This window comes from Aeromonas bestiarum (assembly GCF_028751155.1).
Lineage (GTDB): Bacteria > Pseudomonadota > Gammaproteobacteria > Enterobacterales > Aeromonadaceae > Aeromonas > Aeromonas bestiarum.
Genome location: NZ_CP064746.1, coordinates 236629 through 261274, shown reverse-complemented (window position 1 = coordinate 261274; position 24646 = coordinate 236629). Strand labels below are relative to the sequence as shown.

The 24646-nt window shown below is 59.1% G+C and carries 33 protein-coding genes; 8 read left to right on the top strand and 25 right to left on the bottom strand.

What is annotated here, in order from left to right:
- Positions 1-14: 14 nt before the first annotated feature.
- The 15 genes from rpsN to rpsJ form a co-directional block, all read right to left on the bottom strand.
- Complete coding sequence (gene rpsN, locus IU367_RS01245; RefSeq protein ID WP_005319722.1) at positions 15-320, bottom strand: 30S ribosomal protein S14; 306 nt, start codon at positions 318-320, stop codon at positions 15-17.
- Between the two features lie 10 nt (positions 321-330).
- Positions 331-870, bottom strand: a complete 540-nt coding sequence (gene rplE / locus IU367_RS01240) for a 50S ribosomal protein L5 (RefSeq protein ID WP_005319725.1) — start codon at positions 868-870, stop codon at positions 331-333.
- 13 nt (positions 871-883) lie between these two features.
- Positions 884-1201, bottom strand: coding sequence for a 50S ribosomal protein L24 (rplX, locus tag IU367_RS01235; protein WP_042033862.1), 318 nt, complete (start codon positions 1199-1201; stop codon positions 884-886).
- Between the two features lie 11 nt (positions 1202-1212).
- Positions 1213-1581: a 50S ribosomal protein L14 gene (rplN, locus tag IU367_RS01230; protein WP_005307975.1), complete on the bottom strand. Its 369-nt coding sequence runs from the start codon at positions 1579-1581 to the stop codon at positions 1213-1215.
- A gap of 147 nt (positions 1582-1728) precedes the next feature.
- Positions 1729-1977 (bottom strand): 30S ribosomal protein S17, encoded by a 249-nt coding sequence (rpsQ, locus tag IU367_RS01225; RefSeq protein ID WP_005319730.1) that lies wholly within the window; start codon positions 1975-1977, stop codon positions 1729-1731.
- Positions 1977-2168, bottom strand: coding sequence for a 50S ribosomal protein L29 (gene rpmC, locus IU367_RS01220; RefSeq protein ID WP_005319733.1), 192 nt, complete (start codon positions 2166-2168; stop codon positions 1977-1979). The genes rpsQ and rpmC overlap by 1 nt, the downstream gene beginning before the upstream one ends.
- Positions 2168-2581, bottom strand: a complete 414-nt coding sequence (gene rplP / locus IU367_RS01215) for a 50S ribosomal protein L16 (RefSeq protein WP_005340612.1) — start codon at positions 2579-2581, stop codon at positions 2168-2170. Before rplP ends, rpmC begins: the two co-directional genes overlap by 1 nt.
- A 12-nt stretch (positions 2582-2593) precedes the next feature.
- The gene (gene rpsC / locus IU367_RS01210) at positions 2594-3307 is read right to left on the bottom strand and encodes a 30S ribosomal protein S3 (RefSeq protein ID WP_033130008.1); all 714 of its coding nucleotides are present in this window, start codon (positions 3305-3307) and stop codon (positions 2594-2596) included.
- Between the two features lie 3 nt (positions 3308-3310).
- Positions 3311-3655, bottom strand: a complete 345-nt coding sequence (rplV, locus tag IU367_RS01205) for a 50S ribosomal protein L22 (RefSeq protein ID WP_033130007.1) — start codon at positions 3653-3655, stop codon at positions 3311-3313.
- A 10-nt stretch (positions 3656-3665) separates the two neighbouring features.
- Positions 3666-3944: a 30S ribosomal protein S19 gene (gene rpsS, locus IU367_RS01200; RefSeq protein WP_005307960.1), complete on the bottom strand. Its 279-nt coding sequence runs from the start codon at positions 3942-3944 to the stop codon at positions 3666-3668.
- Between the two features lie 22 nt (positions 3945-3966).
- Entirely contained in the window at positions 3967-4788 is an 822-nt protein-coding gene (gene rplB, locus IU367_RS01195; RefSeq protein ID WP_005319743.1) for a 50S ribosomal protein L2, read from the bottom strand.
- Between the two features lie 15 nt (positions 4789-4803).
- Entirely contained in the window at positions 4804-5106 is a 303-nt protein-coding gene (gene rplW / locus IU367_RS01190) for a 50S ribosomal protein L23 (RefSeq protein WP_042019359.1), read from the bottom strand.
- Complete coding sequence (gene rplD / locus IU367_RS01185; protein WP_005340616.1) at positions 5103-5708, bottom strand: 50S ribosomal protein L4; 606 nt, start codon at positions 5706-5708, stop codon at positions 5103-5105. Before rplD ends, rplW begins: the two co-directional genes overlap by 4 nt.
- Positions 5709-5725: 17 nt before the next feature.
- Positions 5726-6358, bottom strand: a complete 633-nt coding sequence (gene rplC, locus IU367_RS01180; RefSeq protein ID WP_005319753.1) for a 50S ribosomal protein L3 — start codon at positions 6356-6358, stop codon at positions 5726-5728.
- A 22-nt stretch (positions 6359-6380) separates the two neighbouring features.
- Complete coding sequence (gene rpsJ, locus IU367_RS01175) at positions 6381-6692, bottom strand: 30S ribosomal protein S10 (protein ID WP_005307944.1); 312 nt, start codon at positions 6690-6692, stop codon at positions 6381-6383.
- 356 nt (positions 6693-7048) lie between these two features.
- Between rpsJ and IU367_RS01170 the strand changes: the two genes are divergently transcribed.
- On the top strand, positions 7049-7963 hold the full coding sequence (locus IU367_RS01170; protein WP_274453224.1) for a DMT family transporter: 915 nt from the start codon (positions 7049-7051) through the stop codon (positions 7961-7963).
- 37 nt (positions 7964-8000) lie between these two features.
- On the opposite strand, the gene envZ is transcribed toward IU367_RS01170, so the two are convergent.
- On the bottom strand, positions 8001-9311 hold the full coding sequence (gene envZ, locus IU367_RS01165; RefSeq protein ID WP_274453222.1) for a two-component system sensor histidine kinase EnvZ: 1311 nt from the start codon (positions 9309-9311) through the stop codon (positions 8001-8003).
- Positions 9308-10027 (bottom strand): osmolarity response regulator transcription factor OmpR, encoded by a 720-nt coding sequence (ompR, locus tag IU367_RS01160; protein WP_005319762.1) that lies wholly within the window; start codon positions 10025-10027, stop codon positions 9308-9310. Before ompR ends, envZ begins: the two co-directional genes overlap by 4 nt.
- A gap of 224 nt (positions 10028-10251) precedes the next feature.
- Here ompR and greB point away from each other — a divergent pair, with 224 nt between their 5' ends.
- The gene (gene greB / locus IU367_RS01155; protein WP_043136397.1) at positions 10252-10725 is read left to right on the top strand and encodes a transcription elongation factor GreB; all 474 of its coding nucleotides are present in this window, start codon (positions 10252-10254) and stop codon (positions 10723-10725) included.
- A gap of 345 nt (positions 10726-11070) precedes the next feature.
- Positions 11071-13386, top strand: a complete 2316-nt coding sequence (locus IU367_RS01150; RefSeq protein WP_274453221.1) for a Tex family protein — start codon at positions 11071-11073, stop codon at positions 13384-13386.
- A 55-nt stretch (positions 13387-13441) separates the two neighbouring features.
- Here the strand turns inward: IU367_RS01150 and IU367_RS01145 are convergent, their stop codons facing one another.
- From IU367_RS01145 to bioH, 4 genes are all read right to left on the bottom strand, one after another.
- Positions 13442-13720, bottom strand: a complete 279-nt coding sequence (locus IU367_RS01145; protein WP_042866969.1) for a hypothetical protein — start codon at positions 13718-13720, stop codon at positions 13442-13444.
- 95 nt (positions 13721-13815) lie between these two features.
- Positions 13816-14616 (bottom strand): putative metalloprotease CJM1_0395 family protein, encoded by an 801-nt coding sequence (locus IU367_RS01140; RefSeq protein WP_274453220.1) that lies wholly within the window; start codon positions 14614-14616, stop codon positions 13816-13818.
- Position 14617: 1 nt separating this feature from the next.
- On the bottom strand, positions 14618-14851 hold the full coding sequence (locus IU367_RS01135) for a hypothetical protein (protein WP_042866965.1): 234 nt from the start codon (positions 14849-14851) through the stop codon (positions 14618-14620).
- 71 nt (positions 14852-14922) lie between these two features.
- Complete coding sequence (gene bioH / locus IU367_RS01130; RefSeq protein ID WP_274453219.1) at positions 14923-15687, bottom strand: pimeloyl-ACP methyl ester esterase BioH; 765 nt, start codon at positions 15685-15687, stop codon at positions 14923-14925.
- 38 nt (positions 15688-15725) lie between these two features.
- Between bioH and IU367_RS01125 the strand changes: the two genes are divergently transcribed.
- Both IU367_RS01125 and nfuA read left to right on the top strand, forming a co-directional pair.
- Complete coding sequence (locus IU367_RS01125; protein WP_274453218.1) at positions 15726-16454, top strand: ComF family protein; 729 nt, start codon at positions 15726-15728, stop codon at positions 16452-16454.
- 229 nt (positions 16455-16683) lie between these two features.
- Positions 16684-17262 carry a Fe-S biogenesis protein NfuA gene (nfuA, locus tag IU367_RS01120; protein WP_011704302.1) on the top strand — a complete coding sequence of 193 codons (579 nt, stop codon included), beginning with the start codon at positions 16684-16686 and terminating at the stop codon, positions 17260-17262.
- A 245-nt stretch (positions 17263-17507) separates the two neighbouring features.
- On the opposite strand, the gene gpsA is transcribed toward nfuA, so the two are convergent.
- The 3 genes from gpsA to IU367_RS01105 are packed head-to-tail and all read right to left on the bottom strand — an operon-like array spanning position 17508 to position 19464.
- Complete coding sequence (gpsA, locus tag IU367_RS01115) at positions 17508-18512, bottom strand: NAD(P)H-dependent glycerol-3-phosphate dehydrogenase (protein ID WP_274453217.1); 1005 nt, start codon at positions 18510-18512, stop codon at positions 17508-17510.
- A 2-nt stretch (positions 18513-18514) separates the two neighbouring features.
- Positions 18515-18985 carry a protein-export chaperone SecB gene (secB, locus tag IU367_RS01110; protein ID WP_005319808.1) on the bottom strand — a complete coding sequence of 157 codons (471 nt, stop codon included), beginning with the start codon at positions 18983-18985 and terminating at the stop codon, positions 18515-18517.
- A gap of 47 nt (positions 18986-19032) precedes the next feature.
- Positions 19033-19464 (bottom strand): rhodanese-like domain-containing protein, encoded by a 432-nt coding sequence (locus IU367_RS01105; RefSeq protein WP_042866955.1) that lies wholly within the window; start codon positions 19462-19464, stop codon positions 19033-19035.
- 325 nt (positions 19465-19789) lie between these two features.
- On the opposite strand from IU367_RS01105, the gene gpmM reads away from it, so the two are divergent.
- Complete coding sequence (gpmM, locus tag IU367_RS01100) at positions 19790-21319, top strand: 2,3-bisphosphoglycerate-independent phosphoglycerate mutase (RefSeq protein ID WP_042866953.1); 1530 nt, start codon at positions 19790-19792, stop codon at positions 21317-21319.
- A gap of 9 nt (positions 21320-21328) precedes the next feature.
- The gene (locus IU367_RS01095) at positions 21329-22729 is read left to right on the top strand and encodes a peptidoglycan DD-metalloendopeptidase family protein (protein ID WP_274453216.1); all 1401 of its coding nucleotides are present in this window, start codon (positions 21329-21331) and stop codon (positions 22727-22729) included.
- A gap of 114 nt (positions 22730-22843) precedes the next feature.
- Here IU367_RS01095 and IU367_RS01090 read toward each other — a convergent pair whose 3' ends face one another.
- On the bottom strand, positions 22844-23494 hold the full coding sequence (locus IU367_RS01090; protein WP_043136421.1) for a Qnr family pentapeptide repeat protein: 651 nt from the start codon (positions 23492-23494) through the stop codon (positions 22844-22846).
- Positions 23495-23583: 89 nt separating this feature from the next.
- Between IU367_RS01090 and IU367_RS01085 the strand changes: the two genes are divergently transcribed.
- Positions 23584-24591: a substrate-binding domain-containing protein gene (locus IU367_RS01085; RefSeq protein ID WP_274453215.1), complete on the top strand. Its 1008-nt coding sequence runs from the start codon at positions 23584-23586 to the stop codon at positions 24589-24591.
- The last annotated feature ends 55 nt before the right edge of the window (positions 24592-24646 follow it).

The following is a 24646-nucleotide window of genomic DNA, read 5'->3' as shown; positions in this document are numbered from 1 at the left end:
AACTCCCGAGATTCTTACCAAGAGGCCTTTTTGAGGCCTGGAATTTCGCCCTTCATGGCATGCTCACGCACCTTGATGCGGGACAGGCCAAACTTGCGCAGGAAACCGTGCGGACGACCAGTAATATTGCAACGGTTACGCTGGCGGGACGGACTGGAATCACGGGGCAGCTGTTGCAGTTGCAAGACAGCATCCCAACGCGCTTCTTCAGAAGCGTTCATATCAACGATGATAGCTTTCAGCTCGGTTCGCTTGGTCGCGAACTTGGCTACCAGCTTCGCACGCTTTGCTTCACGTGCTTTCATGGATGTTTTAGCCATAACCCTAACCTTACTTGCGGAATGGGAAGTTAAAGGCAGCCAGCAGAGCACGGCCTTCTTCATCGGTATTCGCGGAAGTGGTGATGGTGATATCCAGACCACGAACGCGATCGACTTTGTCATAGTCGATTTCCGGGAAGATGATTTGCTCACGCACGCCCATGGAGTAGTTACCACGACCGTCGAACGCTTTAGCGTTCAGGCCACGGAAGTCACGGATACGCGGTACGGAGATGCAAATCAGCCGTTCCAGGAACTCCCACATACGCTCGCCACGCAGGGTTACTTTACAACCTATCGGGTAGCCTTCACGAATCTTGAAGCCCGCAACAGATTTGCGAGCTTTGGTGATCAGCGGCTTCTGACCGGAAATGGCAGCCATATCGGCAGCGGCATTTTCCAACAGCTTTTTGTCAGAGATAGCTTCACCAACACCCATGTTCAGGGTGATTTTCTCGATCCGAGGGACTTGCATGATAGTCTTGTAACCGAACTGTTTGGCCAGTTCATTTACTACATCGGATTTGTAGTAATCATGCAGTTTCGCCATCGTTAAACTCCAATTACTTCACAAGTTCGCCGGTGGATTTGAAGAAACGAACTTTTTTGCCGTCTTCAATCCGGAAACCAACGCGATCAGCCTTGCCAGCGGCAGAGTTGAACAGCGCTACGTTAGAAACGTCCATTGGGGCTTCTTTGCTGATGATACCGCCAGCCTGACCCAGTGCGGGTACCGGCTTTTGGTGTTTCTTCACCAGGTTGATGCCTTCAACGTATACCTTACCTTCGCTTACCAGGACTTGAGTGACTTTGCCACGCTTGCCCTTGTCTTTGCCGGTAAGAACAATCACTTCGTCTTCGCGACGGATTTTAGCTGCCATCGTTCGACTCCTTACAGTACTTCGGGTGCCAGGGACACAATCTTCATGAACTTCTCATTACGGAGTTCACGGGTCACCGGGCCAAAAATACGAGTACCGATTGGCTGTTGGTTGTTGTTAAGCAACACAGCCGCATTGTTGTCGAAACGGATGACTGAGCCGTCCGGACGACGAACGCCTTTACGGGTGCGTACGACCACCGCGTTATACACATCACCTTTCTTCACTTTACCGCGAGGAATGGCTTCCTTAATGGAAACTTTGATGATGTCGCCGATGCCGGCGTAACGGCGGTGCGAGCCACCCAGAACCTTAATACACATTACACTGCGAGCGCCGGAGTTGTCGGCTACGCCCAGCATACTTTGCATCTGGATCATTTTAGTGCTCCGCTTTGTTTACTTCTTATCCCTCTCGGGATCTGGCTGCCTTCAAAAGGCGCGAAACTATAACACAGGATTTTTAGAAAAGGTAGCCTAAAAAACAAACGGCCCCGCTAAGGGGCCGTTTGGGCTAAAAAGTACCGATTAGGCCTTTTCTAAGATCGCAACCAGGGTCCAGGACTTGGTCTTGGACAGCGGGCGGCACTCGCGGATTTCCACGAGATCGCCAGCTTTACACTCGTTGTTCTCATCATGTACGTGCAGCTTGGTAGTGCGCTTGATGATCTTACCGTAGATCGGGTGCTTTACCTTGCGCTCGATAGCAACAGTGATGGATTTCTCCATCTTGTCGCTAATTACACGACCTTGCAGAGTACGGATCTTGTCAGTCATTACGCACCTGCCTTCTCAGTCAGTACAGTCTTGATACGTGCGACGTCACGACGCACTTGTTTCAGAGTGTGAGTCTGAGCCAGCTGGCCGGTGGACGCTTGCATGCGCATGTTGAATTGCTCACGCAGCAGGCCCAGCAGCTCCTGGTTCAGTTCATCGACGCTCTTTTGACGCAGATCTTGGGCTTTCATCACATCACCGTCTTAATTACGAAAGTGGTCTGAACAGACAGCTTAGCTGCGGCCAGGGCAAACGCTTCACGCGCCAGAGCCTCAGGTACACCGTCCATCTCGTACAGAACCTTGCCAGGCTGGATCGGGCAAACCCAATATTCCACGTTACCCTTACCTTTACCCATACGAACTTCGAGGGGTTTTTCGGTGATGGGCTTGTCCGGGAATACACGGATCCAGATCTTACCTTGACGCTTAACGTGACGGGTCATGGCACGACGGGCTGCTTCGATTTGACGAGCAGTCAGTTGGCCACGAGATGTCGCCTTCAGGCCAAAGGTACCGAAGGATACTTCGTTACCAGAGGTGGCCAGACCGCGGTTACGACCCTTATGGGTCTTGCGGAATTTAGTACGCTTAGGTTGCAACATTTACCGATCTCCTTACTTAGCAGCGCGGCGCTTGTTGTCACGCTTGGGCTTTGCAGGAGCTTGCTCTTGAGCAGCGGCAGCATTGACTGCAGCCAGACCGCCCAGAACTTCGCCCTTGAAGATCCAAACTTTGACGCCGATCACACCGTAAGTGGTGTGGGCTTCAGAAGTTGCGTAGTCGATGTCGGCACGCAGGGTGTGCAAAGGCACACGACCTTCACGGTACCATTCGGTACGCGCGATTTCAGCGCCGCCCAGACGACCGGACACTTCCACTTTGATGCCCTTGGCACCCAGGCGCATGGCGTTTTGTACGGCGCGCTTCATAGCACGACGGAACATAACGCGACGTTCCAGCTGGGAAGTGATGCTGTCGGCAACGAGTTTGCCATCCAGCTCCGGCTTGCGGACTTCGGAAATGTTGATCTGAGCAGGCACGCCAGCAATTACGGCGACGGCTTTGCGCAGTTTCTCAACGTCTTCGCCTTTCTTGCCGATCACGACACCCGGACGAGCGGTGTGAATGGTCACACGGATGCTCTTGGCCGGACGCTCGATGGTGATCTTGGACAAGGAAGCGTTTTTCAGCTCCTTGGTCAGGAACTGGCGTACTTGAAAATCGCTGTACAGGTTGTCAGCGAAGTCTTTGGTGTTCGCGAACCAGGTAGAATTCCAAGGCTTGGTAATACCCAGGCGAATGCCATTAGGATGTACTTTCTGACCCATTGCTTATCTCCCAGCCTTAGCGTCGGATACCACTACAGTGATGTGAGCGGTACGCTTGAGGATACGATCCGCACGACCTTTGGCACGCGGACGGATGCGCTTCATGGAGGGACCTTCGTCGACCATGATAGTAGCAACACGCAGGGCGTCGATGTCGGCGCCTTCGTTGTGCTCAGCGTTTGCAATGGCAGATTCCAGCACTTTCTTAACCAGCACAGCAGCCTTTTTCGGGCTGAAGGTCAGGAGATTCAGAGCCTTGTCTACGGACAGACCACGTACTTGATCGGCTACCAGACGAGCTTTCTGGGCAGAAGTACGGGCATAACGGTGTTTAGCGATAGCTTCCATCATTTATCCCTTAGCGCTTCTTAGCCTTCTTATCAGCAGCATGGCCGCGATAAGTACGAGTCGGTGCGAATTCACCCAGTTTGTGACCGATCATTTCTTCGGTAACGAAAACCGGAACGTGCTGACGACCATTATGGACAGCGATGGTCAAACCGATCATGTTCGGGATGATCATTGAACGACGGGACCAGGTCTTAACCGGCTTTTTATCCCCGCTTTCCACCGCTTTCTCTACCTTCTTCAGCAAGTGCAGGTCAATAAATGGACCCTTCTTGAGAGAACGTGGCATGGTGATTCCTCTATGTTAACAATTACTTGTTACGACGACGTACGATGTACTTGTCGGTACGCTTGTTCTTACGGGTCTTGAAGCCTTTAGCCTTCTGGCCCCATGGGGACACAGGCTGCATGCCCTTGTTACGACCCTCACCACCACCGTGCGGGTGGTCGACCGGGTTCATCGCCATACCGCGAACGGTCGGACGAATACCACGCCAGCGGTTGGCACCGGCTTTACCCAGTTGACGCAACATGTGCTCGGAGTTACCGACTTCACCGATGGTGGCGCGGCACTCGGCCAGAACTTTACGTACTTCGCCGGAACGCAGACGCAGAGTTACATAGTTACCTTCACGAGCCAGGATCTGGATGAAAGTACCAGCGGAACGAGCCAGCTGGGCACCTTTACCAGGTTTCATCTCAACGGCGTGAACAGTCGAACCGACCGGGATGTTGCGCATCGGCAGGGTGTTACCTACCTTGATTGCGGCATCAGCACCAGAAGCGATAGCGTCACCAGCTTTCAGGCCTTTCGGAGCCAGGATGTAACGACGCTCACCGTCTGCATACAACACCAGAGCGATGTTAGCGGTACGGTTAGGATCGTATTCCAGGCGCTCTACTTTGGCCGGGATACCGTCTTTGTCGCGCTTGAAGTCGACGATACGGTAATGCTGCTTGTGACCACCACCGATATGACGGGTAGTGATACGACCGTTGTTGTTACGACCACCGGACTTGCTCTTGCTGTCCAGCAGAGCGGCAAAGGGCTTACCCTTGTACAGCTCTTGATTGACGATCTTAACGACGTGGCGGCGGCCCGGAGAAGTAGGCTTGCACTTAACGATTGCCATTTTTGAGAACTCCTCTTACTCGGCTGCGCCCATGAAGTCGATGTCCTGACCAGCTTTCAGGGTCACATAAGCCTTTTTCCAATCGGAACGACGGCCTACGCGTGCACCTGCGCGCTTGGTTTTACCCTTCATGTTCAGGGTACGGACGGTCTCAACTTCGACCTCGAACAGTTTCGCAACTGCAGCTTTGACTTCCGCCTTGGTGGCGTCGACAGCAATTTTGAACACGATAGTGTTCTGCTTCTCGGCGACCATGGTGCTCTTTTCAGAGATATGCGGAGCCTTCAGAACTTTCAACAGACGCTCTTCGCGGATCATGCCAGCATCTCCTCGATTTGCTTAACTGCATCAGCAGTCATCAGAACCTTGTCGAAAGCGATCAGGCTGACCGGGTCGATACCGGCAACATCACGCACGTCAACTTTGTACAGGTTGCGAGCAGCCAGGAACAGGTTCTCATCGACTTCAGCTGTCACGATCAGAACGTCAGTCAGTTCCATCTCTTTCAGCTTGGCGATCAGTTCTTTGGTCTTCGGCGCTTCGATGCCGAATTTCTCGACAACGATCAGGCGCTCTTGACGTACCAGCTCGGACAGGATGCTACGGATAGCGCCGCGGTACATCTTCTTGTTTACTTTTTGGCTGTGATCTTGCGGCTTAGCAGCAAAAGTCACACCACCGGAACGCCAAATGGGCGAACGGATGGAGCCAGCACGGGCACGACCAGTACCCTTCTGACGCCACGGCTTTTTGCCGCCACCAGACACTTCAGAGCGAGTCAGCTGCGCGCGAGTACCCTGACGGGCACCTGCGGCATATGCAACGACGACCTGGTGAACCAGAGCTTCGTTGAATTCGCGCCCGAAGGTAGTCTCGGAAACTTCAAGAGCGCTCTTGGCGTCTTTCATTACCAATTCCATTACTATCTCCTCAGACGTTACGCTTTGACGGCAGGTTTGACGATCACGTTGCCGTTGGTTGCACCTGGGACTGCACCTTTGATGAGCAGCAGGTTACGTTCAGCGTCAACACGAACCAGTTCCAGGTTCTGAGTCGTTACACGCTCAGCACCCATGTGACCAGCCATCTTTTTGCCCTTGAATACACGACCCGGAGTCTGGTTCTGACCGATAGAACCCGGAGCGCGGTGAGACAAGGAGTTACCGTGGGTCATATCCTGGGTACGGAAGTTGTGGCGCTTTACAGTGCCCGCAAAACCTTTACCTTTGGATGTGCCGGTAACGTCTACCATCTTAACGTCAGCGAGAAGATCTACTTTCAGCTCGCTACCAACAGTGAAAGTTTCACCGTTGTTCAAGCGGAATTCCCACAGACCGCGACCGGCTTCTACACCAGCTTTGGCGAAGTGGCCAGCTTCCGGCTTGGTCACACGGCTGGCTTTTTTGGCGCCAGTGGTAACCTGAATAGCGTTGTAGCCGTCGGTTTCTACAGATTTGACCTGAGTTACACGGTTAGCTTCAACTTCGATAACAGTCACCGGGATAGAAACGCCATCTTCAGTGAAGATGCGAGTCATACCCACTTTGCGACCTACAAGACCGATTGTCATTGTTATCAACCTCTTTCCGTAATTAACCCAGGCTGATCTGGACGTCTACACCAGCTGCCAGATCCAGACGCATCAGAGCGTCAACGGTCTTGTCAGTCGGTTCAACGATGTCTACCAGACGCTTGTGAGTGCGGATCTCGTACTGATCACGCGCATCTTTGTTGACGTGCGGGGAGATCAGGACGGTGAAGCGCTCTTTGCGAGTCGGCAGCGGGATAGGACCGCGAACCTGCGCGCCGGTGCGCTTTGCAGTTTCAACGATTTCCGCTGTGGATTGATCAATCAGGCGATGATCAAAAGCCTTCAGGCGAATACGGATTCTTTGGTTCTGCATTGACAGAGCTCCAATAGATAAAAGAACATAAACCAACACCGCCCGACCGGAAGTGATCCCGCCAGAGGTGTGATTTTTCACGTTTCCCCCCATATCGGGAGGACTGTATGGCTGGCTGTCCGTAAACGAACAACTCAGCAGCAGACATGTCGTCTGGCTTACCTCATGGGTAAGCGGAGGGGATTATACGGATTTTTCAAATTTGCGCAAGGGAGAGCGAACAGATTGTGCGCAGTTTTATGTGACAGATGGATCTCGCCGGCGGTGACGCCATTCCCCGCCAACCGGGGGTGACGACAATGTTACAAACAGGCTGGTAGACTGTGCGCCTGCCTCCGTCAGTGGAACGACATCCTATGCTCAAAGATCAAAAAAAAGCCTATCAGTATGGACTCTGTGCCGTTGCCCTCTGGTCGACGGTCGCCACCGCCTTCAAGATTTCCCTCGCCTACTTCGAGCCTGTGCAGCTGCTGCTTGTGGCCGCCTTCACCTCGACCCTGACTCTCAGCGCTATCGTTGCCAAACAGGGCAAGCTGGCACTGCTGCTGAGTTACCTCAAGGCCCGCCCCCTCTATTACCTGGCGCTGGGGGTATTGAATCCCTTCCTCTATTACCTGCTGCTGTTCAAGGCCTATGACCTGCTGCCCGCGCAACAGGCGCAGACCCTCAACTACACCTGGGCCATCACCCTCAGCCTGCTGGCCGTTCCCTTTCTCGGCCAGAAGCTGCGCCGCCGCGACGGCGTCGCCATAGTACTGGGCTACTTTGGGGCCCTGGTGATCGCCACCAAGGGGGATGTATTCGGCCTGCAGTTTGACAGCCCGCTCGGGGTGACCCTGGCGCTGGTATCGACCCTTATCTGGGCCAGTTACTGGATCCTCAACACCCGTAATCAGGGGGACCCCATCGTCAGCCTGCTGCTCGGCTTCATCATCAGCCTTCCCTTCATCGTCGTGGCGACCTGGCTGCTCTCCGATTTTGCCATGACCGCCTGGCAGGGCTGGGCTGGCGCCATCTATGTGGGCCTGTTCGAGATGGGTTTCGGCTTCGTGCTCTGGCTGATGGCCCTGCGCCACGCCACCAACACGGCCCCCATCAGCAACCTCATCTTCATCTCGCCGTTTGCCTCCCTGGTACTGCTCAACCTGCTGATCGGCGAAGCCATACACCCGGCCACCCCCATAGGGCTCGGGCTGATCGTGGCCGCCCTGCTGATCCAGCAGCTCAAATACGGCAAGCGCTACCGCAAGAGCACCGAGCCGCAAGCCTGACAATGCAGAAGGGCGTATCCACGGATACGCCCTTCTCTCAATCCATCCACTCCAGTGGCTGGTTCTTGGGTAGCCGGATCTCCACCAGCAAGCCCCCCAGTTCCGAGCTCCCCAGCCGTATGGTGCCATGGTGCTGGGAGACAATCTTGGCGACTATGGCCAACCCCAGGCCGCTGCCGCTGCCGGTGCGGGCCTCGTTGCCCTGGGTAAAGGGCTTGAGCACCCGGTAGTAGTCCTGCTCCGGGATGCCGGGGCCATTGTCTGACAGCCGCAGCCGCACCCAGTGGCCATCATCCTTCAGCTCTGCATGCAGGCGGCTCGCGCCATAGCGCAACGAGTTGCCCGACAGGTTGTTGAGGATGCGCCGGATGCTGATGGGATTGCAGGCCACCCGCACCGCCTCTTCCGGCAATTCGAGATCCACTTCCAGCCCCTGATCGGTCTGCACCAGCAGCACGTCGTGGATCAGCTGGGTCAGGTCGATCTGCTGGGTATCCAGCCCCTCGTCCGGCCGGATGTAGTCGATGAACTGATCTATGATGCCGTTGGACTCGTCAATGTCCGCGTTGATGCTCTCCTTGAGATACTCATCCCCGGACGACATCATCTCGGTCGCCAGCCGGATGCGGGTCAAGGGGGTGCGCAGATCGTGGGAGACCCCGGCCATCATCAGGTTGCGCTCCTCGATCAGCCCCTTGATCGAGCTCGACATGTGGTTGAAGGTGCGGGTCAACCGGCGTACCTCCCGCGAGCCCTGCTCCCCCAGCGCGTCGGGGAAGTTGCCGCGGGCCACGGCCACGGCACCGGCCTCCAGCTCCTCCAGCGGACGCACCAGCTGGCGGGCAAACCGCCAGGCTGCGAACAGGGTCACCACCAGCAGCACGCTCATGTAGAGGATCAGCGGCTCTATGTCGTCATCCTCGATCTCGGTCAGCGGGATGCGAACCCACACCTGATTGGCCTGGGGCGGCTGGATCCAGATGATGTAGTGATCCTGGATCTCGACCCGTACCTTGGTCTTGCCCCCCAGCTCGCGGCTGATGCTCTCTTCCAGATAGGTGTAGGGCTTGGAGTCATTGAGTCCGTGCTGCTCCGCCTCTGTCTGGGTATAGATGTCGCTGCCGGTCGCCACATAGACCAGCGCCTCGGCATCCTCGCTCAGCGCCAGCTGGTTGCTTTCGACCGGAAAGATGAGTTTGACCTGATTGGCCAGCAGGTGGCTGATCTGCTTGACGGTAGGCGCCAGCAGATAGTTGTAAAAGGTGGCATAGGAGACAAACTGATAGACCACCAGGACGGCGGCCAGAAACCAGAGCATGCGGGAAAACATGCTGCTCACTTTCTTCATTCGCCATCACCGTCCGGCACGAACACATAACCCAGGCCCCAGACGGTCTGCAGGTAACGCGGCTGGGCCGGGTCCTGCTCCAGCAGGCGGCGCAAACGGGAAACCTGCACGTCTATGCTGCGCTCGGTCGCCGTGTACTCGCGCCCTCTGGCCAGATTCATCAGCTTGTCGCGGGAGAGGGGCTCGCGGGGATGGCTGACCAGCACCTTGAGCACGGCAAACTCACCGCTGGTCAGAGCCACCGGCTCGCCATCACGGCTGAGTTCACGGGTCGCCAGGTTGAGCTGATAGCTGCCGAAAGTCACCATCTTCTCGGCGGTCGAGGGAGCCCCGGGCAGTTCGACGGTATGACGGCGCAACACGGCGCGGATCCGCGCCAGCAGTTCGCGCGGATTGAACGGCTTGGGCAGATAATCGTCGGCCCCCATCTCGAGCCCGACGATGCGATCCACCTCATCGCCCTTGGCGGTGAGCATCAGCACCGGGATCTGGTTGCCGGCCTCACGCAGGCGGCGACAGATGGAGAGGCCGTCCTCCCCCGGCAGCATCAGGTCCAGCACCATCAGGCTGAAATTTTCACGAGTCAGCAGACGATCCGCCTGTTCACCATTGGCGACGCCACGAACCACGAATCCCTGTTCGGTCAGATAGCGCTCCAGCAGGGAACGCAATTTCAAATCATCGTCGACCACCAGAACCTTGTATTGCTGACTCATTGCTTGCCTCTCCTCTCGATATGCTGCCAATACTAGAGCCCGGGCCCCCAACGGCAAAGCATAAATATGTTACTGGTTATTGCCCATGGCCGCCTTGCGCCCCCCCGGCCCACGCCCTCTCCCATGACGACGCAGGTTTTGCTCGACAGCGAGGCGACAGCGGATAAGATCGGCCGAGCCACCAGAGGCCCATCAGCCCACATTGACGCAGGTACTTGAAATCCATGAAGACCAAGCTGATCACCCGCGAAGGCTACAACAAGCTGAAAGAAGAGCTCGATTTCCTGTGGCGCGAAGAACGCCCCGAGACCACCCGCAAGGTGGCCTGGGCCGCCAGCCTGGGTGACCGCAGCGAGAATGCCGACTACCAGTACAACAAGAAGCGGTTGCGGGAGATAGACAGGCGGGTGCGCTACCTGCGCAAATGCCTCGAGGAGCTGGGGATCGTCGATTATGCCCCCGCCCAGGAGGGCAAGGTGTTCTTCGGCGCCTGGGTCGAGGTGGAGAACGACGAGGGCGAAACCAAGCGCTTTCGCATCGTCGGTTATGACGAGATCTTCGGCCGCAAGGATTACATCTCCATCGACTCCCCCATGGCCCGCGCCCTGCTCAAGAAGGAGGTCGGGGATGAAGCCATAGTGCCTACGCCAGTCGGTGACGTCTGTTGGTATGTCAACGAGATCAGTTATCCGAAGTGACGGTAGCGGGAAGCACTCGCCTCCCCGCCATGGGTAGGGGCTGATGCCCTGCCCGTCCAAGCAAAGAGCCCCCATGACAAGTATCTGGGCGGCCGGCCCCTCTCCCGCCATTCGGCCCGACAGCCATGCATGTCATTTCAGCAGGGTGGCATAGCGCCGCCCGACCCCATATAGTGCTCACATTTGGCGCCTTGGGTGCGGGCCAGTCCCGGCGACGCTCAATGCACACCATGCGGTCCCCCCTCATGGTGCAGAGAGGCGGTGAGCTGACGAGCGGCATAACCGGCCGCAGCACATCGACGCCACCCCGGGCCAGTTGGATAGAAGCGACCACAGAGATCCCAGATGCACAGCCATGTAATAGAGAAACAGATTGCCGGTGAGCTGAATGCCCGCCCGGAACAGGTGCAGGCGGCCGTGCGCCTGCTGGATGAAGGTTCGACCGTGCCCTTTATCGCCCGTTATCGCAAAGAGGTGACCGGTGGCCTGGACGACAGCCAGCTGCGTACCCTGGAGAGCCGCCTCGGCTATCTGCGCGAGCTGGAGGATCGCCGCCAGGTGATCATTCGCTCCATCGAGGAGCAGGGCAAACTCACCCCGGAACTGGCCCGCGAGCTGAACGGCGCCGACAGCAAGACCCGGCTGGAAGATCTCTATCTCCCCTACAAGCCCAAGCGTCGCACCAAGGGGCAGATGGCCATAGAGGCGGGACTGGAGCCACTGGCGAGCCTGCTGCTCACTGACCCTATGCGGGATCCCGAACAGGCCGCTGCCGCCTTCCTCAACATCGAGCACGGCATCACTGACAGCAAGGCCGCCCTCGACGGCGCCCGCTACATACTGATGGAGCGTTTCGCCGAGCAGGCCGACCTGCTGGAGAAGCTGCGGGACTACCTGTGGCACAACGCCACCCTGCGCGCCCGCGTGGTGGCCGGCAAGGAGCAGGAAGGAGCCAAGTTCAAGGACTACTTCGAGCACGACGAGCCGTTGCACAAGGCCCCCTCCCACCGGGTGCTGGCCATGCTGCGCGGTCGCAACGAGGGCATTCTCAATCTGGCGCTGATCACAGGTGAAGACGAGGGCAGCAGCCCCTGCGAAGGCATCATAGCCCACCACCTCAAGCTGAATCTGCAAAACCGCCCAGCCTACAAGTGGCTGCAGGGGGTGGTGAGCTGGACCTGGAAGATCAAGCTCTCCTTGCAGATGGAGACCGAGCTGATCGGCCGTATCCGCGAATCGGCAGAAGACGAGGCCATCAAGGTATTCGCCATGAACCTGCAGGATCTGCTGATGGCGGCGCCGGCGGGCATGCGATGCACCATGGGGCTGGATCCGGGCATCCGTACCGGGGTCAAGGTGGCCGTGGTCGACGCCACCGGCAAACTGGTCGATCACGCCACCATCTACCCGTTCGAGCCGAAGCGCCAGGTTGACCAGAGTCTCAAGACCCTGAGCGAGCTGTGTCAGAAGCACAAGGTCGAGCTCATCAGCATAGGCAACGGCACCGCCTCGCGAGAGACAGACCGGCTGGTGAGCGATCTGTTCGAGCGCTACCCCGCCGCCAAGGCGCAGAAAATCGTGGTGAGTGAAGCGGGGGCCTCTGTCTATTCCGCCTCCGAGCTCGCCTCCCAGGAGTTCCCGGATCTCGATGTCTCCATCCGTGGCGCCGTCTCCATCGCCCGCCGCCTGCAGGATCCCCTGGCCGAGCTGGTCAAGATAGATCCCAAGAGCATAGGCGTGGGCCAATACCAGCACGATGTGGGTCAAAGCCAGCTGGCCCGCCGGCTGGATGCCGTGGTCGAGGATTGCGTGAACGCGGTCGGGGTGGATGTGAATACCGCCTCGGTCGCCCTGCTGAATCGGGTATCCGGTCTCTCCCAGACCCTGGCCCAGAATATCGTCGCCTATCGGGACGAGCACGGCGCCTTCCAGAGCCGCCAGCAATTGCTGAAAGTGAGCCGGCTCGGCCCCAAGGCATTCGAACAGTGCGCTGGCTTCCTGCGCATTCGCGGGGGCAGCAACCCGCTCGACAGCTCGGCTGTGCACCCGGAATCCTACCCTGTGGTTGAGAGGATCCTGGCGCAACTCCAGCAGCAAGTTGAGAGCCTGCTCGGCAACGGCAGTCTGCTGCGCAGCCTGAAGCCGGCCGACTACACGGATGAGCAGTTCGGCGTGCCCACTGTCACCGACATCATAGGTGAGCTGGACAAGCCGGGCCGCGACCCGCGCCCCGAGTTCAAGACCGCCACCTTCAAGGATGGGGTGGAGAAGATAAGCGACCTGGTGCCCGAGATGATATTGGAAGGCGTGGTCACCAACGTCACCAACTTCGGCGCCTTCGTCGACATCGGCGTCCATCAGGATGGGCTGGTGCACATATCGTCTCTGACGGATCGCTTCGTCAAGGATCCCCGCGAGGTGGTCAAGGCAGGCGACATAGTGAGGGTCAAGGTGCTGGAGGTGGATGCCCCGCGCAAGCGGATCAGCCTGACCATGCGACTGGACGAAAAAGCCGGACAACCGGCCCGCAAGCCGGCGGAGTCCCGCAACAAGAATGCTGACAGTACCAAGCCGAGACAGGCGCCGCGTCCAAGCACGCCGGTGGGTGGCGGCGCCATGGGCAACGCCTTCGCGGCAGCCCTCTCCAAAACCAAGAAATAAGCCGTCAAGACATGAAAAAAGCCCCGAAAGGGGCTTTTTTACAAGACGCCAAGACTCATTGACTGAGGGTGGCCAGAATGCTTTCAGGATCCTGATGCCGGGCCAGCACCTCCCGCAGTCGATTGAATGCCTTGCAGGCCTCCTGCGGGTACTTGCCATAGGAAACCACGCCGGTATGGCTCCAACCGGCCGCCAGCATGACTTTCTTCTTGAAGTGAGTGCCTTCGGTTCCGCCACCACCAAGCTGCATCAAAAACTGTTCCATCTGAAGGTGAGGAGGGGGAACGCGGGAGAAGGTGGCAAAGTCTTCCGGTTTGACTTCATCAAAGTGCATGACGACTCCTGTGAGGATGAATGGGATTACCCCTCAGATTAGTTGCAAATACCCGGGACGTGATCGAAAAATCAGGGGGAAGAGTGGTGCAGCGCTCAGACGTTCAGGCTGAACCCTTGCTGCGCAGCAGGCCTGACCGCCTGTTGATAACGCTGGGCAATGACCTGGTTGCGCTGCTCCATGTAGCCGTTCAGCACGCCCGTCTTGGCGCTGCCATCGGCCGCCAAGGCGGAGTCTGGGTCGGATGAGAGCAGCGCCTTGCGGGCATGAGCCTCCTTGGCGGCGGCACTTCTGGCCACGCTCAGATCCTGTGCGGAAGGATCGGCCGGGGCCAGAGCGGCGGCACGCACCTGCTGCATCTTGGCGATGGTCGCCCTGGGATCGCCGGGAATGGTCCCGATGTCGATGGAGACGCCACCGCCGGTAGCGTAGCGCTTGCCATCCGGTCCCATCGAGAACTGATAGGTCGGACTGCTGGCATACTGGCCGCCCGTGCTCTGATGTGCCTGCTCGTGGGTCCGTACCTCCTGATCCCTGTCGGCCAGCTCCTTGACCTGCAGCTCCTGTTTCTGTTGTTGCTCCTGCTGTCTGGGATCCTGCTGTTGCTTGTTGCGCTGCCCGTCTTCACCCGTGGCCTCCACGAAGCGGTGATCAACCGGCGTTTGCGGATTGCCGGTCTGGGAAGCTTCCCGCGTCTGCTGGGAGGTCTGGTTGGGATTGGCCTGGCTGGCCTTGGCCTTGTCTTTCTGTGAGCCGACTTCAGGCTCGGCATTGAATGCCTCGCTCTGACGGGTCTGGGGGATGAGGGCTGCACGGCGATTGTCAGTGCGTGCCGATTCCGTCTGCGGTTGCAGCTGATTAGGAATAATGGTCGGCAGACTGACATTGATGTTCATGTCACACCCGGATATCGATCAGGGTACCCATAACATCACTGGCGGTCTGGATCACCTTGGCAGATGCTCCGGCCTGTACTTCGGCCACCTTGAGGTTGACCAGCTCATCGGGCAGCTGTACCTGATCACCGCTCGGGGTGTTGAGCCGGGCGATCTGGCTGGATGCCTTGTCGGCAATCTGTTCCGCTCGCTGAAACCCTTGTACTCCGCTGTTCAATGCAGAATCTATACGCATGATGACACTCCTCTGACGCTGGATTAATTATCCGTCACGCCAGAGGATTAATGAAGCAAATAGGTTGTTTTTCAAACAACAAAATGTCGAATGATTTCAACGAACTGCTGTGGATGGGAAATAAAGGGTGCGTGCGAGGCCTTTTCCAGCACCAGACTGTGACTGGCCGGGTAGCGTTCGTCCAGCAGTGGTATGGCCGCCTTGGGCACCAGCGAATCCAGTCGGCCATAGACCCGTAGCCACGGCAGGCTCAGAGTTGCCAGCTCATCGCGCAGATCAACGTCAGCCAGCAGACCGAGTCCAGCCTCCAGCGCCGCAAGTTGGGGAGCCGGACGCTCTGCCAACCAATGGCGCAGCTGGCGGATATCATCCCGGGCGTGTTCACTGCCCATGGCCTGGATCGCGAGGAAACGCTCTATGGTTTGCTTGAAGTCACCCGCCAGCATCTGATTGAAGCCGGTCAGCACCTTGGGGGCTATCCCCGGCCAGTCGTCACGGGCCATGAAGCAGGGGGAGCTCGCCACCGTGATCAGGCTCTGGCAGCGCTCAGGCTGGGTCAGCGCCAACTGGCTCGCCACCAGACCACCGAGGGACCAGCCGAGCAGATGGCACTTCTGCGGCAAGACGGCGGCAACCTGCTCAGCCAGCCAGGGCAAGGAGTACTCACTCCCGTCGGCCAGCGGACTGTTGCCAAACCCGGGCAAGTCCACCAGATGCAGCCGATAATGGGCCGCCAACGGCTGGGCAATACCATGCCAGACTGCACCATTCATGCCCCATCCGTGCAACAGCACCAGATCGGGCCCCTGACCAAATCGCTCTACCGATACGCTCATCTAGACTCAAGATCCCTGTTCATTCTCTTGGGGTCAGCATGTTAAAGCGGCTGCTCGCCAAAGCAAGTCCGATCCTTGGCAACCATGCCGACTGGCAGGGCCACTGTCTGCTCTGCCAACAGCCTTGCGATGCACAGCCACTGCTCTGCAGCTGGTGCCAGCAGGCCCTCCACCAGCCCTATCGCAAATGCAGCCTGTGTGCGGCGCCCTTGCCGGAACCTGACGGGGAAACCGAACCTGTCTGCGGGCGCTGCCAGCGCAGGCCACCGCCCTGGCAGCGGCTGCAGGTCATTGGCGACTACCAGGCCCCCTACTCCATGCTCATTCCGCAGCTGAAATATTCTGGGCAGATCCTGCTGGCACCGCTGCTCGCCCGTCTGCTGGCCGATCATCTGGAGAGAGACGATCTCCCCGAGGCCATCATTCCGGTTCCCCTGCACTGGTGGCGACTGTGGTGGCGCGGCTTCAATCAGGCGGAGGAGATAGCCATCACCCTCAGCGAGATCACCGGCATCCCCTGCGACACCCGGCTGCTGCGCAGAACCCGAGCCACCCCGCAGCAGACCAGGCTCAGTGCCGCTCAGCGACGACGGAATCTGCGCGGTGCCTTCCAGATCCAGCCCCACCGTTACCAGCACGTGGCCTTGCTCGACGATGTGGTGACCACGGGGGCGACGGCAGGCCAGCTCACCCGAGTGCTGCACGAGAGCGGCATCGCAAAAGTGGAGGTGTGGGCCATTTGCCGCACGCTCAAACACCTCAAATGACACTCGGCATGGCTACCGCAAGCTCAGGCACATCAGGCTGCCACAGAGATGTATGCCGCCCCCGCAAACATCCTCAATAATCCGCGGCATGTATCCCGCAGGCTCATCCACATCAGGCGGCCATAGGTATATTTGACATATGCTCGGCGCCATCAGCATGCTACCCAAGCACTGCCAAGCGAGTTATCATGAATACCCTAGTCGTACACTCAGGTTTATGAGGATAGTGATGATCAGCATTTCCGACACCGCCCAGGCCCATTTCCGTAAACTGCTGGAAAAACAGCCTGATGGCACCAATATCCGGGTGTTTGTGGTCAATCCGGGAACCCAGAATGCCGAGTGCGGCGTATCATATTGCCCACCCGATGCGGTCGATCCGGAAGATCAACACCTGCCCTTCAGCGGCTTCGACTGCCTGGTCGATCCTCTGAGCGCCCCCTTCCTGGTCGATGCCACCATCGACTTCGTCACCGATCAGATGGGCTCCCAGCTCACCCTCAAGGCGCCAAACGCCAAGATGCGCAAGGTGGCCGACGATGCACCGCTGATCGACCGCATCGAATATGTGCTGATGTCCGAGGTGAACCCCATGCTGGCCGGTCACGGCGGCAAGGTTACCCTGGTCGAGCTGACCGAAGACAAGCTGGCCATCCTGCAGTTTGGCGGCGGTTGCAACGGTTGCTCCATGGTCGATTACACCCTGAAAGAGGGGATCGAGAAGCAGCTGCTGGAGAAATTCCCGGGCGAGCTCAACGGCGTCAAAGATGCCACCGAGCACCAGCGCGGCGATCACTCCTACTATTGATCCTGTGCCAGTGGCGATCACCCGCCAGGCTTGATCTCCCTTGCTGCACATAAAAAGGCCCCGCCAATCTGGCGGGGCCTTTTGCTATCCGGCGAACCGAATGAGCCTATCTCAGTAGGCGTCGTTGTTGACGGCAGTTTGAACACGGACAGCGCGCAGAAACCGGAGCGTATAGGCATACGTGAGGATTTCGAGCACTGCCCAGGTTCAAAATGGCTAATAAAACAGCCTAATGGGATTTGCTCTTATTCGTCGCGCTTGTCCCGACTGAGCAGGGCGATGGCGGCCTCTTTCGGGTTCTTGCCCTGATAGAGCACCTGGAAGATCTGCTCGCAGATGGGCATCTCGACGCCACAACGGGCCGCCAGCAGATGCACCTCCTTGGTGTTGCGATAGCCTTCCACCACCTGACCTATCTCGGCCATGGCGGTATCCACGCTCTTGCCGGCCCCGAGGGCCAGACCGAAGCGACGGTTGCGCGACTGGTTGTCGGTACAGGTCAGCACCAGATCCCCGAGCCCCGCCATCCCCATGAAGGTTTTGGCGTCGGCACCCAGCGCCGCTCCCAGACGCTGCATCTCCACCAGACCCCGGGTGATGAGCGCGGTTCTGGCGTTGGCGCCAAATCCCAGCCCGTCGGAGAGACCGGCGCCGATGGCGATGACGTTCTTGACGGCGCCGCCCAGCTGCAGACCGACGAAGTCCGGATTGGTATAGACCCGGAACGAGCGGCCGCAGTGCAGCAACAGCGAGAGGTCATCGGCGAAGTCATCGTGAGTCGACGCCACCGAGATGGCGGTCGGCAGGCCGGCGGCCAGCTCCTTGGCGAAGGTGGGACCGGAGATCACCGCCAGCGGGATCGCCTCACCCAGCACCTCACGGGCCACGTCTTGCAGCAGGCGGCCACTGTCAGGTTCCAGCCCCTTGGTGGCCCAGGCGATACGGGTATCGGGGCGCAGGAAGGGTTTGATCTGAGCCAGCACCTGGCCGAACACATGGCTCGGCACCACCAGCAGCAGCACGGGCGCGGCTTGCACCGCCGCCTGCAGATCGGCGGTCAGTTGCAGATCGGCAGGGAAAGGGACATCCGGCAGGAAAGCCTTGTTGCAGCGGTCTTGTTCCAGCTCGGCGACATGGGCAGGGTCGTGACCCCACAGCAGGGTCGGATGACCGTTGCGCGCCAGAGAAATGGCAAGGGCGGAGCCATAAGACCCCGCCCCCAAGACCGAGATAGCGATCTGGTCAGCCATTATCAGGCTTCCGCAGTCGCCTGCTGGGCCTGTGCTTGCGCCATGTGCTGGGCAAACAGGGCATCGAAGTTGACCGGTGCCAGGTTCAGCTGCGGGAAGGAACCCTTGCTCACCATGTTGGCCACAGCTTCGCGGGCATACGGGAACAGGATGTTCGGGCAGAAGGCGGCCAGACAGTGAGCCAGTTGCGGCTCCGGCAGGTTGCCTATGGTGAAGATACCGGCTTGCTGCACTTCACACAGGAAGGCAGTCTCGGTTTCCAGCTTGCAGGTCACGGTCAGGGTCAGCACAACCTCATACACGCCGTCAGCCAGGATGTTGGTCTTGGTGTCCATGTCCAGCTTGACGTCCGGCTGCCACTCTTTCTGGAAGATGTGCGGGGTATTCGGGGCTTCGAAAGAGACATCCTTGGTGTAGACACGCTGGATGTGGAATTCCGGTTGTACTTCCTGGTTGTTGATTTCGTCAGCCATTTCGTTTGATTCCTTTTTAAGAAAATATGTGGGCGCAGGCCCTTAAATCAGCGTTTTTTGGTCACCGGCAGATTATCTGCACGCCACTGGGCCATGCCACCGCTGAGCACATACACCTGCTTGAAACCGGCCTTGCTCAGTTGGCGACCCGCGCCACCAGCGGTCATCCCCGACTCGCACACCACTATGATGGGGGCATCTTTATGCTTTTCAACCGGACCCAGGTTATTGCTCTGGATCTGGCTGAGCGGCAGGTGCTGGGCACCGGCCAGATGGCCCTTGGCAAACTCTTCCTGACTGCGAATGTCCACCACAGTGGCATTTTCACGGTTGATCAGCAGGGTAGCCGTATGGTTGTTCACCGTCTTAACCGGAGAAAAACGAGCACGCACAGTGGTGTAAACCAGAGTGCCTGCCAGGCCGAACCAGGCTGCGGTCAGCAGCGGGTTACGGGCCGCAAAATCCAAATACTCTTGCATCTTCTACTATCCAGGGACCAAGACAAGGGCCCGAGTATACATGGGGACCCCACCAAGATCAGCCATCTTGGCGGCAAAGCGAGAGCAGGCTCCCATCGGGTGGGGGCACGATAAAGGATCGGAATAAAAAGTGGCGTCCGACGCTTTGGGAGTGGGATTCGTCGAGCCGGGAGACAAGCCGGCGACAAAGGGGAAACAGGCTGGCAACAGTCCTGAACGACGGCGGGTCTGGGCTTGGCTATCAGGTGACTATTTCGGCAGATGTAGTAATATTACGCTAGTTTCACTTCCCGCAATTCATTCCTATCCGAGAGGACATAGCCTTATGTCAACAGCTAAGAAACCTTTGGTTCTGGTCATCATGGACGGTTGGGGCTACAGCACCAAGCAAGAGCACAACGCCGTCGCTGCCGCCAAGACTCCCAACCTCGACCGTCTCGCCCGTGACTACACCAGCACCCTGATCTCCGGCTCCGGCCTGGACGTGGGTCTGCCGGATGGTCAGATGGGTAACTCCGAAGTGGGCCACGTCAACATAGGTGCCGGACGCATCGTCTATCAGGAGCTGACCCGCATCTCCAAAGAGATCAAGGACGGCGACTTCTTCCAGAACGTCGAACTGGCCAAGGCTGTCGATTCTGCCGTGACCAAGGGCAAAGCCGTTCACATCATGGGTCTGATGTCCCCGGGTGGCGTACACAGCCACGAAGAGCACATCATGGGCATGATCGAGATGGCCGCCAAGCGTGGCGCCGAGCAGATCTATTTCCACGCCTTCTTGGATGGCCGCGACGTACCGCCGCGCTCCGCCCAGTCCTCCATCGAACAGTTCGATGCCCTGTTTGCCCGTCTGGGCAAGGGGCGTTTCGCCTCCATGATCGGCCGCTACTTCGCTATGGACCGTGACAACCGCTGGGATCGCGTGCAGCAAGCTTATGACCTGATGACTCAGGGCAAGGGCGAGTTCACCGCCGACAGCGCCAGCGAAGCCCTGGCCGCCGCCTATGCCCGCGACGAGAACGACGAGTTCGTCAAGGCCACCCGCATCGGTGCTGCCGCCCCCATGCAGGATGGCGATGCCCTGATCTTCATGAACTTCCGTGCCGACCGCGCCCGTGAAATCACCCGCGCCTTCGTTGACAGTGACTTCACCGGCTTTGCTCGTGCCGCCACCCCTGCGCTGAACTTCGTGATGCTGACCGAATACGCGGCCGACATCAAAACTGCCTGTGCCTATCCGCCGACTGCCCTGGTGAACACCCTGGGTGAGTGGCTGGCCAAACAGGGCAAGACCCAGCTGCGCATCTCCGAAACCGAGAAGTACGCCCACGTCACCTTCTTCTTCAACGGTGGCGAAGAGTCCTGCTTCACCGGTGAAGACCGCGAAATCGTTGCCAGCCCGAAAGTGGCGACTTATGACCTGCAGCCGGAAATGAGCTCCGAAGAGCTGACCGACAAACTGGTTGCTGCCATCAAGAGCGGCAAGTACGACACCATCATCTGCAACTACCCGAACGGCGACATGGTCGGCCACACCGGCGTGTTCGATGCGGCCGTCAAAGCCTGTGAAGCGGTTGACCACTGCATCGGTCGCGTCACCGAGGCCCTGGCCGAAGTCGGTGGCGAATGCCTGATCACCGCCGACCACGGCAACGCCGAGAAGATGCTGGACGAAGAGACGGGTCAGGCCCACACAGCCCATACCAACCTGCCGGTTCCCCTCATCTATTTCGGTCGCAAGTCCGAGGTGGTTGAAGGCGGCAAACTGTCCGATCTGGCGCCGACCATGCTGACCCTGATGGGTCTGCCGGTCCCGCCGGAAATGACTGGCAAGCCCCTGATGATTCTGAAATAATCCTTCCCCATGCGGGGATGCGAAGTTATTTCAAACAAAACCAGTCGCGTCGGCCTGTTGGCCGGCGCGCTGTTTTTTTGCCTGTCGTTTGTCGCGGGCAAGGCCCTGGCTGCCAATCAGCAGCTCGGCACCATGCAGTCCCAGATCAAAGAGCAACAGAAGACCATCAAGCTCAGCAAGCAGGAGCTGGCCAAACTCAACACCCAGCTCAAGGCCGATGAGCAGGCCATCTCGGCCGCGGCGGCCAAGCTCGAGCAGACCAAACAACAGCTGAAACAGAATCAGCAAAAACTGGTGGGCCTGCAACAGGACAAGCTGGATCTGGAACAACAGGCCAGCCATCAGAAGCAGTTGCTGGCCAAGCAGGCGGAAAGCGCCTTCCAGGCGGGCAACCACGATTACCTCAAACTGCTGCTCAATCAGCAGGATCCGGCCAAACTGAGCCGCTCTCTCGATTACTACGACTACCTCAACAAGGCCCGCATCGAGGCCATCGAAGCCCTGCGCACGACCCGCACCAAGCTGGCGAAAAACCAGCAGGCCACCAAAGAGACCGAGAACAAGCTGCAAACCCTGCTGAGCGAACAGCAGCAACATCACCAGAGCCTGCTGGCCAGCCAGCAGAGCCGCGCCAAGGTACGCAACCAACTGCAGCAGTCGGTACAGGATGACGAACAGAAGCTGACCAAGCTGGTCAAGGCGGAGAAAGCCCTGAAGGCCCGGCTGGAAGAGCTGCGTCGCCAGCGGGAAGAGCAGGAGCGCCGTGAGCGGGCCGAGCGGGAACGGCTGGCCAAGCTGAAGGCCGAGCAGGAGCGCCAGCGCCGCCTGGAGGCCCAACGCCTGGCCGCCGAGCAGAAGCGGATTGCCGAGCAACAGCGGATCGCGGCGCAGCAGCAGAAGGTCGGCGAGCAGCAACGGCTCGCTGCCCAACAGCAGAAAGTCGCCGAACAACAGAACCGGGTGGCGGAGCAGCAAGCCGCCGCACGCAACAGCAAGCCAAGCAGTGGCGGCTACGGCGGTCTCAGCACCAACGGCAGCCTGCGCTGGCCGGTGCAGGGCCCGATCCTCATCTCCTACGGCTCACCCCGCACCGCCGAGCTCAAGTGGAAGGGCACCCTGATTGGCGCCAGCGAAGGGACCCAGGTCAAGGCGGTCGCACCGGGTCAGGTGGTGTACGCCGACTGGCTGGATGGCTTCGGCATGCTGCTGGTGATCGACCACGGCCGCGGCTACATGAGCCTCTACGGTCACAACCAGTCGCTGCTGCGTCAGGTGGGCCAGAGCGTGGAACAGGGCGAACCCGTGGCGCTGGTCGGCGACAGTGGCGGCCAGGACAGACCCGGCCTCTACTTCGAGATCCGCTATCAGGGTGAAGCCATCAACCCGACCAAGTGGCTGGCCAAACGCTGACCCCGTACACGCGATGACAAAAAGCCTGCATGACGCAGGCTTTTTTGATCGTCGCCGACGGCCCTGTCGGCGGCATCGAATGACGAAAACTTACCCCGTTTTCGACCGCCTGGATCAGGGGAAGACGATGAGGCCGAGCTGTTCGAGCAGCCCCTGCTGCTGCTCTTCATTGATCTGCACCCCGTCCAGGTTGACCCGACGCAGATCCAGCCCGGGCAGATCGCACTGGCGCAGATCGCAGCCCTGTAGGTTGAAGCTGGTCCACTCTATCTGGCCGAATTCTGAACCGCTCAGATCGGAGCCGGCCAGCGAGGCCCCCAGCAGGTTGGCCCCCTGCCAGCGATTGCCGCTGAGCTCGCAGCGCTCCAGCAGGCAGCCATCGAAGTTGGCATAGCTGAAGTTGTTGCCGGTCAGATGCGCCTCGCAGAAGTAGCTCTTGACGGTGATCTGGTTGGCGAAGCTGGCACGGGCGAAGTTGATGCCCATGGCCTGGCAGTCACGCATCTCCAGCCCCAGGCACTGGCTGCGGCTGAGATCCGCCAGGGTCAGATCGCAGCGCAGGAAGCTGGCCTCCCGCAGATCGCAGCCCTGCAGCTGGCAGCCCAGCTCGCGCTCCCGCTCGTAGAAACTGCAGTCGACGAAGCGGCTCTCGCTCAAGTCCAGCCAGGAGAAGTTGCAGTCGATGAAGCGGCACTCCGTAAAACACTCTTGCGCCACATACTGCTGTTCGAAACGCTTCCCCTCGAAGCACTTGCCCTTGATCATGCGAATAGTCCTCTGCCGATGGCGTCATATGCTGACTTTGTTAAACAAAAACGGTAATGTTACCTGTAACATTTTTGCCGGATCCCGAGATGAACGATACCCGAAAGCGCCGCCCTACCCTGCAGGACATAGCCGACCAGACCGGGGTCACCAAGATGACCGTCAGCCGCTACCTGCGCGATCCGCAGGCCGTGGCCGAGGGCACCCGTGAGCGGATCGCCGCTGCGGTGGAGGCACTGGGCTACATCCCCAACCGGGCGCCGGACATTCTCTCCAACGCCACCAGCAGGGCGATCGGCATCCTGATCCCCTCCCTCTCCAACCAGGTCTTCTCCGCCGTGGTGCACGGCATAGAGTCAGTGACCCGGCCCGCCGGCTACCAGACCCTGCTCGCCCACTACGGCTACAGCCCGGAACGGGAAGAGGAGCAGGTGGCCTCCCTGCTCTCCTATCACGTGGACGGCCTGATCCTCTCCGACAGCCAGCACACGGATCGCACCCGCAAGATGATCGCCACCGCCGGCATTCCTGTGGTGGAAACCATGGATCTGCCGCAAGCCCCCATCGACATGGTGGTGGGGATGGATCACAGGGCCGCCGCCCGGGCCATGGTAACAGAGATGCTGCGCCGGGGCCGACGCAAGCTGGTCTATCTCGGCGCGCGGCTCGACGTGCGCACCCAGCTGCGGATGGAGGGTTACTACCAGGCGATGGGCGATTATGGCCTCTCCGGCCAGCACCTGCTGACCGAGCAGTCCTCCAGCTTCACCCTGGGTGGTCAGCTGCTGGATCAGGCGCTGGTGCGCTACCCCGACCTCGACGGCCTGTTCTGCACCAACGATGACCTGGCGGTGGGCGCCCTGCTGCAGTGTCAGGCCAAGTGGATCCCCGTGCCGCAGCAGATTGCCATCGCCGGCAGCAACGCCCTCGACATAGGCCATGCCATGACCCCCAAGCTGGCCAGTATCGTCACCCCGCGCAAGGAGATAGGCCGCGAGGCGGCGACCATGCTGCTGGCCCGACTCAGCGGCCAGCCGCTGCCCGATACCCGCAAGGACATGGGCTTCTCCCTCTATGAAGGGGACAGCCTGGGCTGACGCTTTCGCGAAGAGAAGGTCAAAGCCTGAGGGCACGCAGGCTGAATGTGCCTCC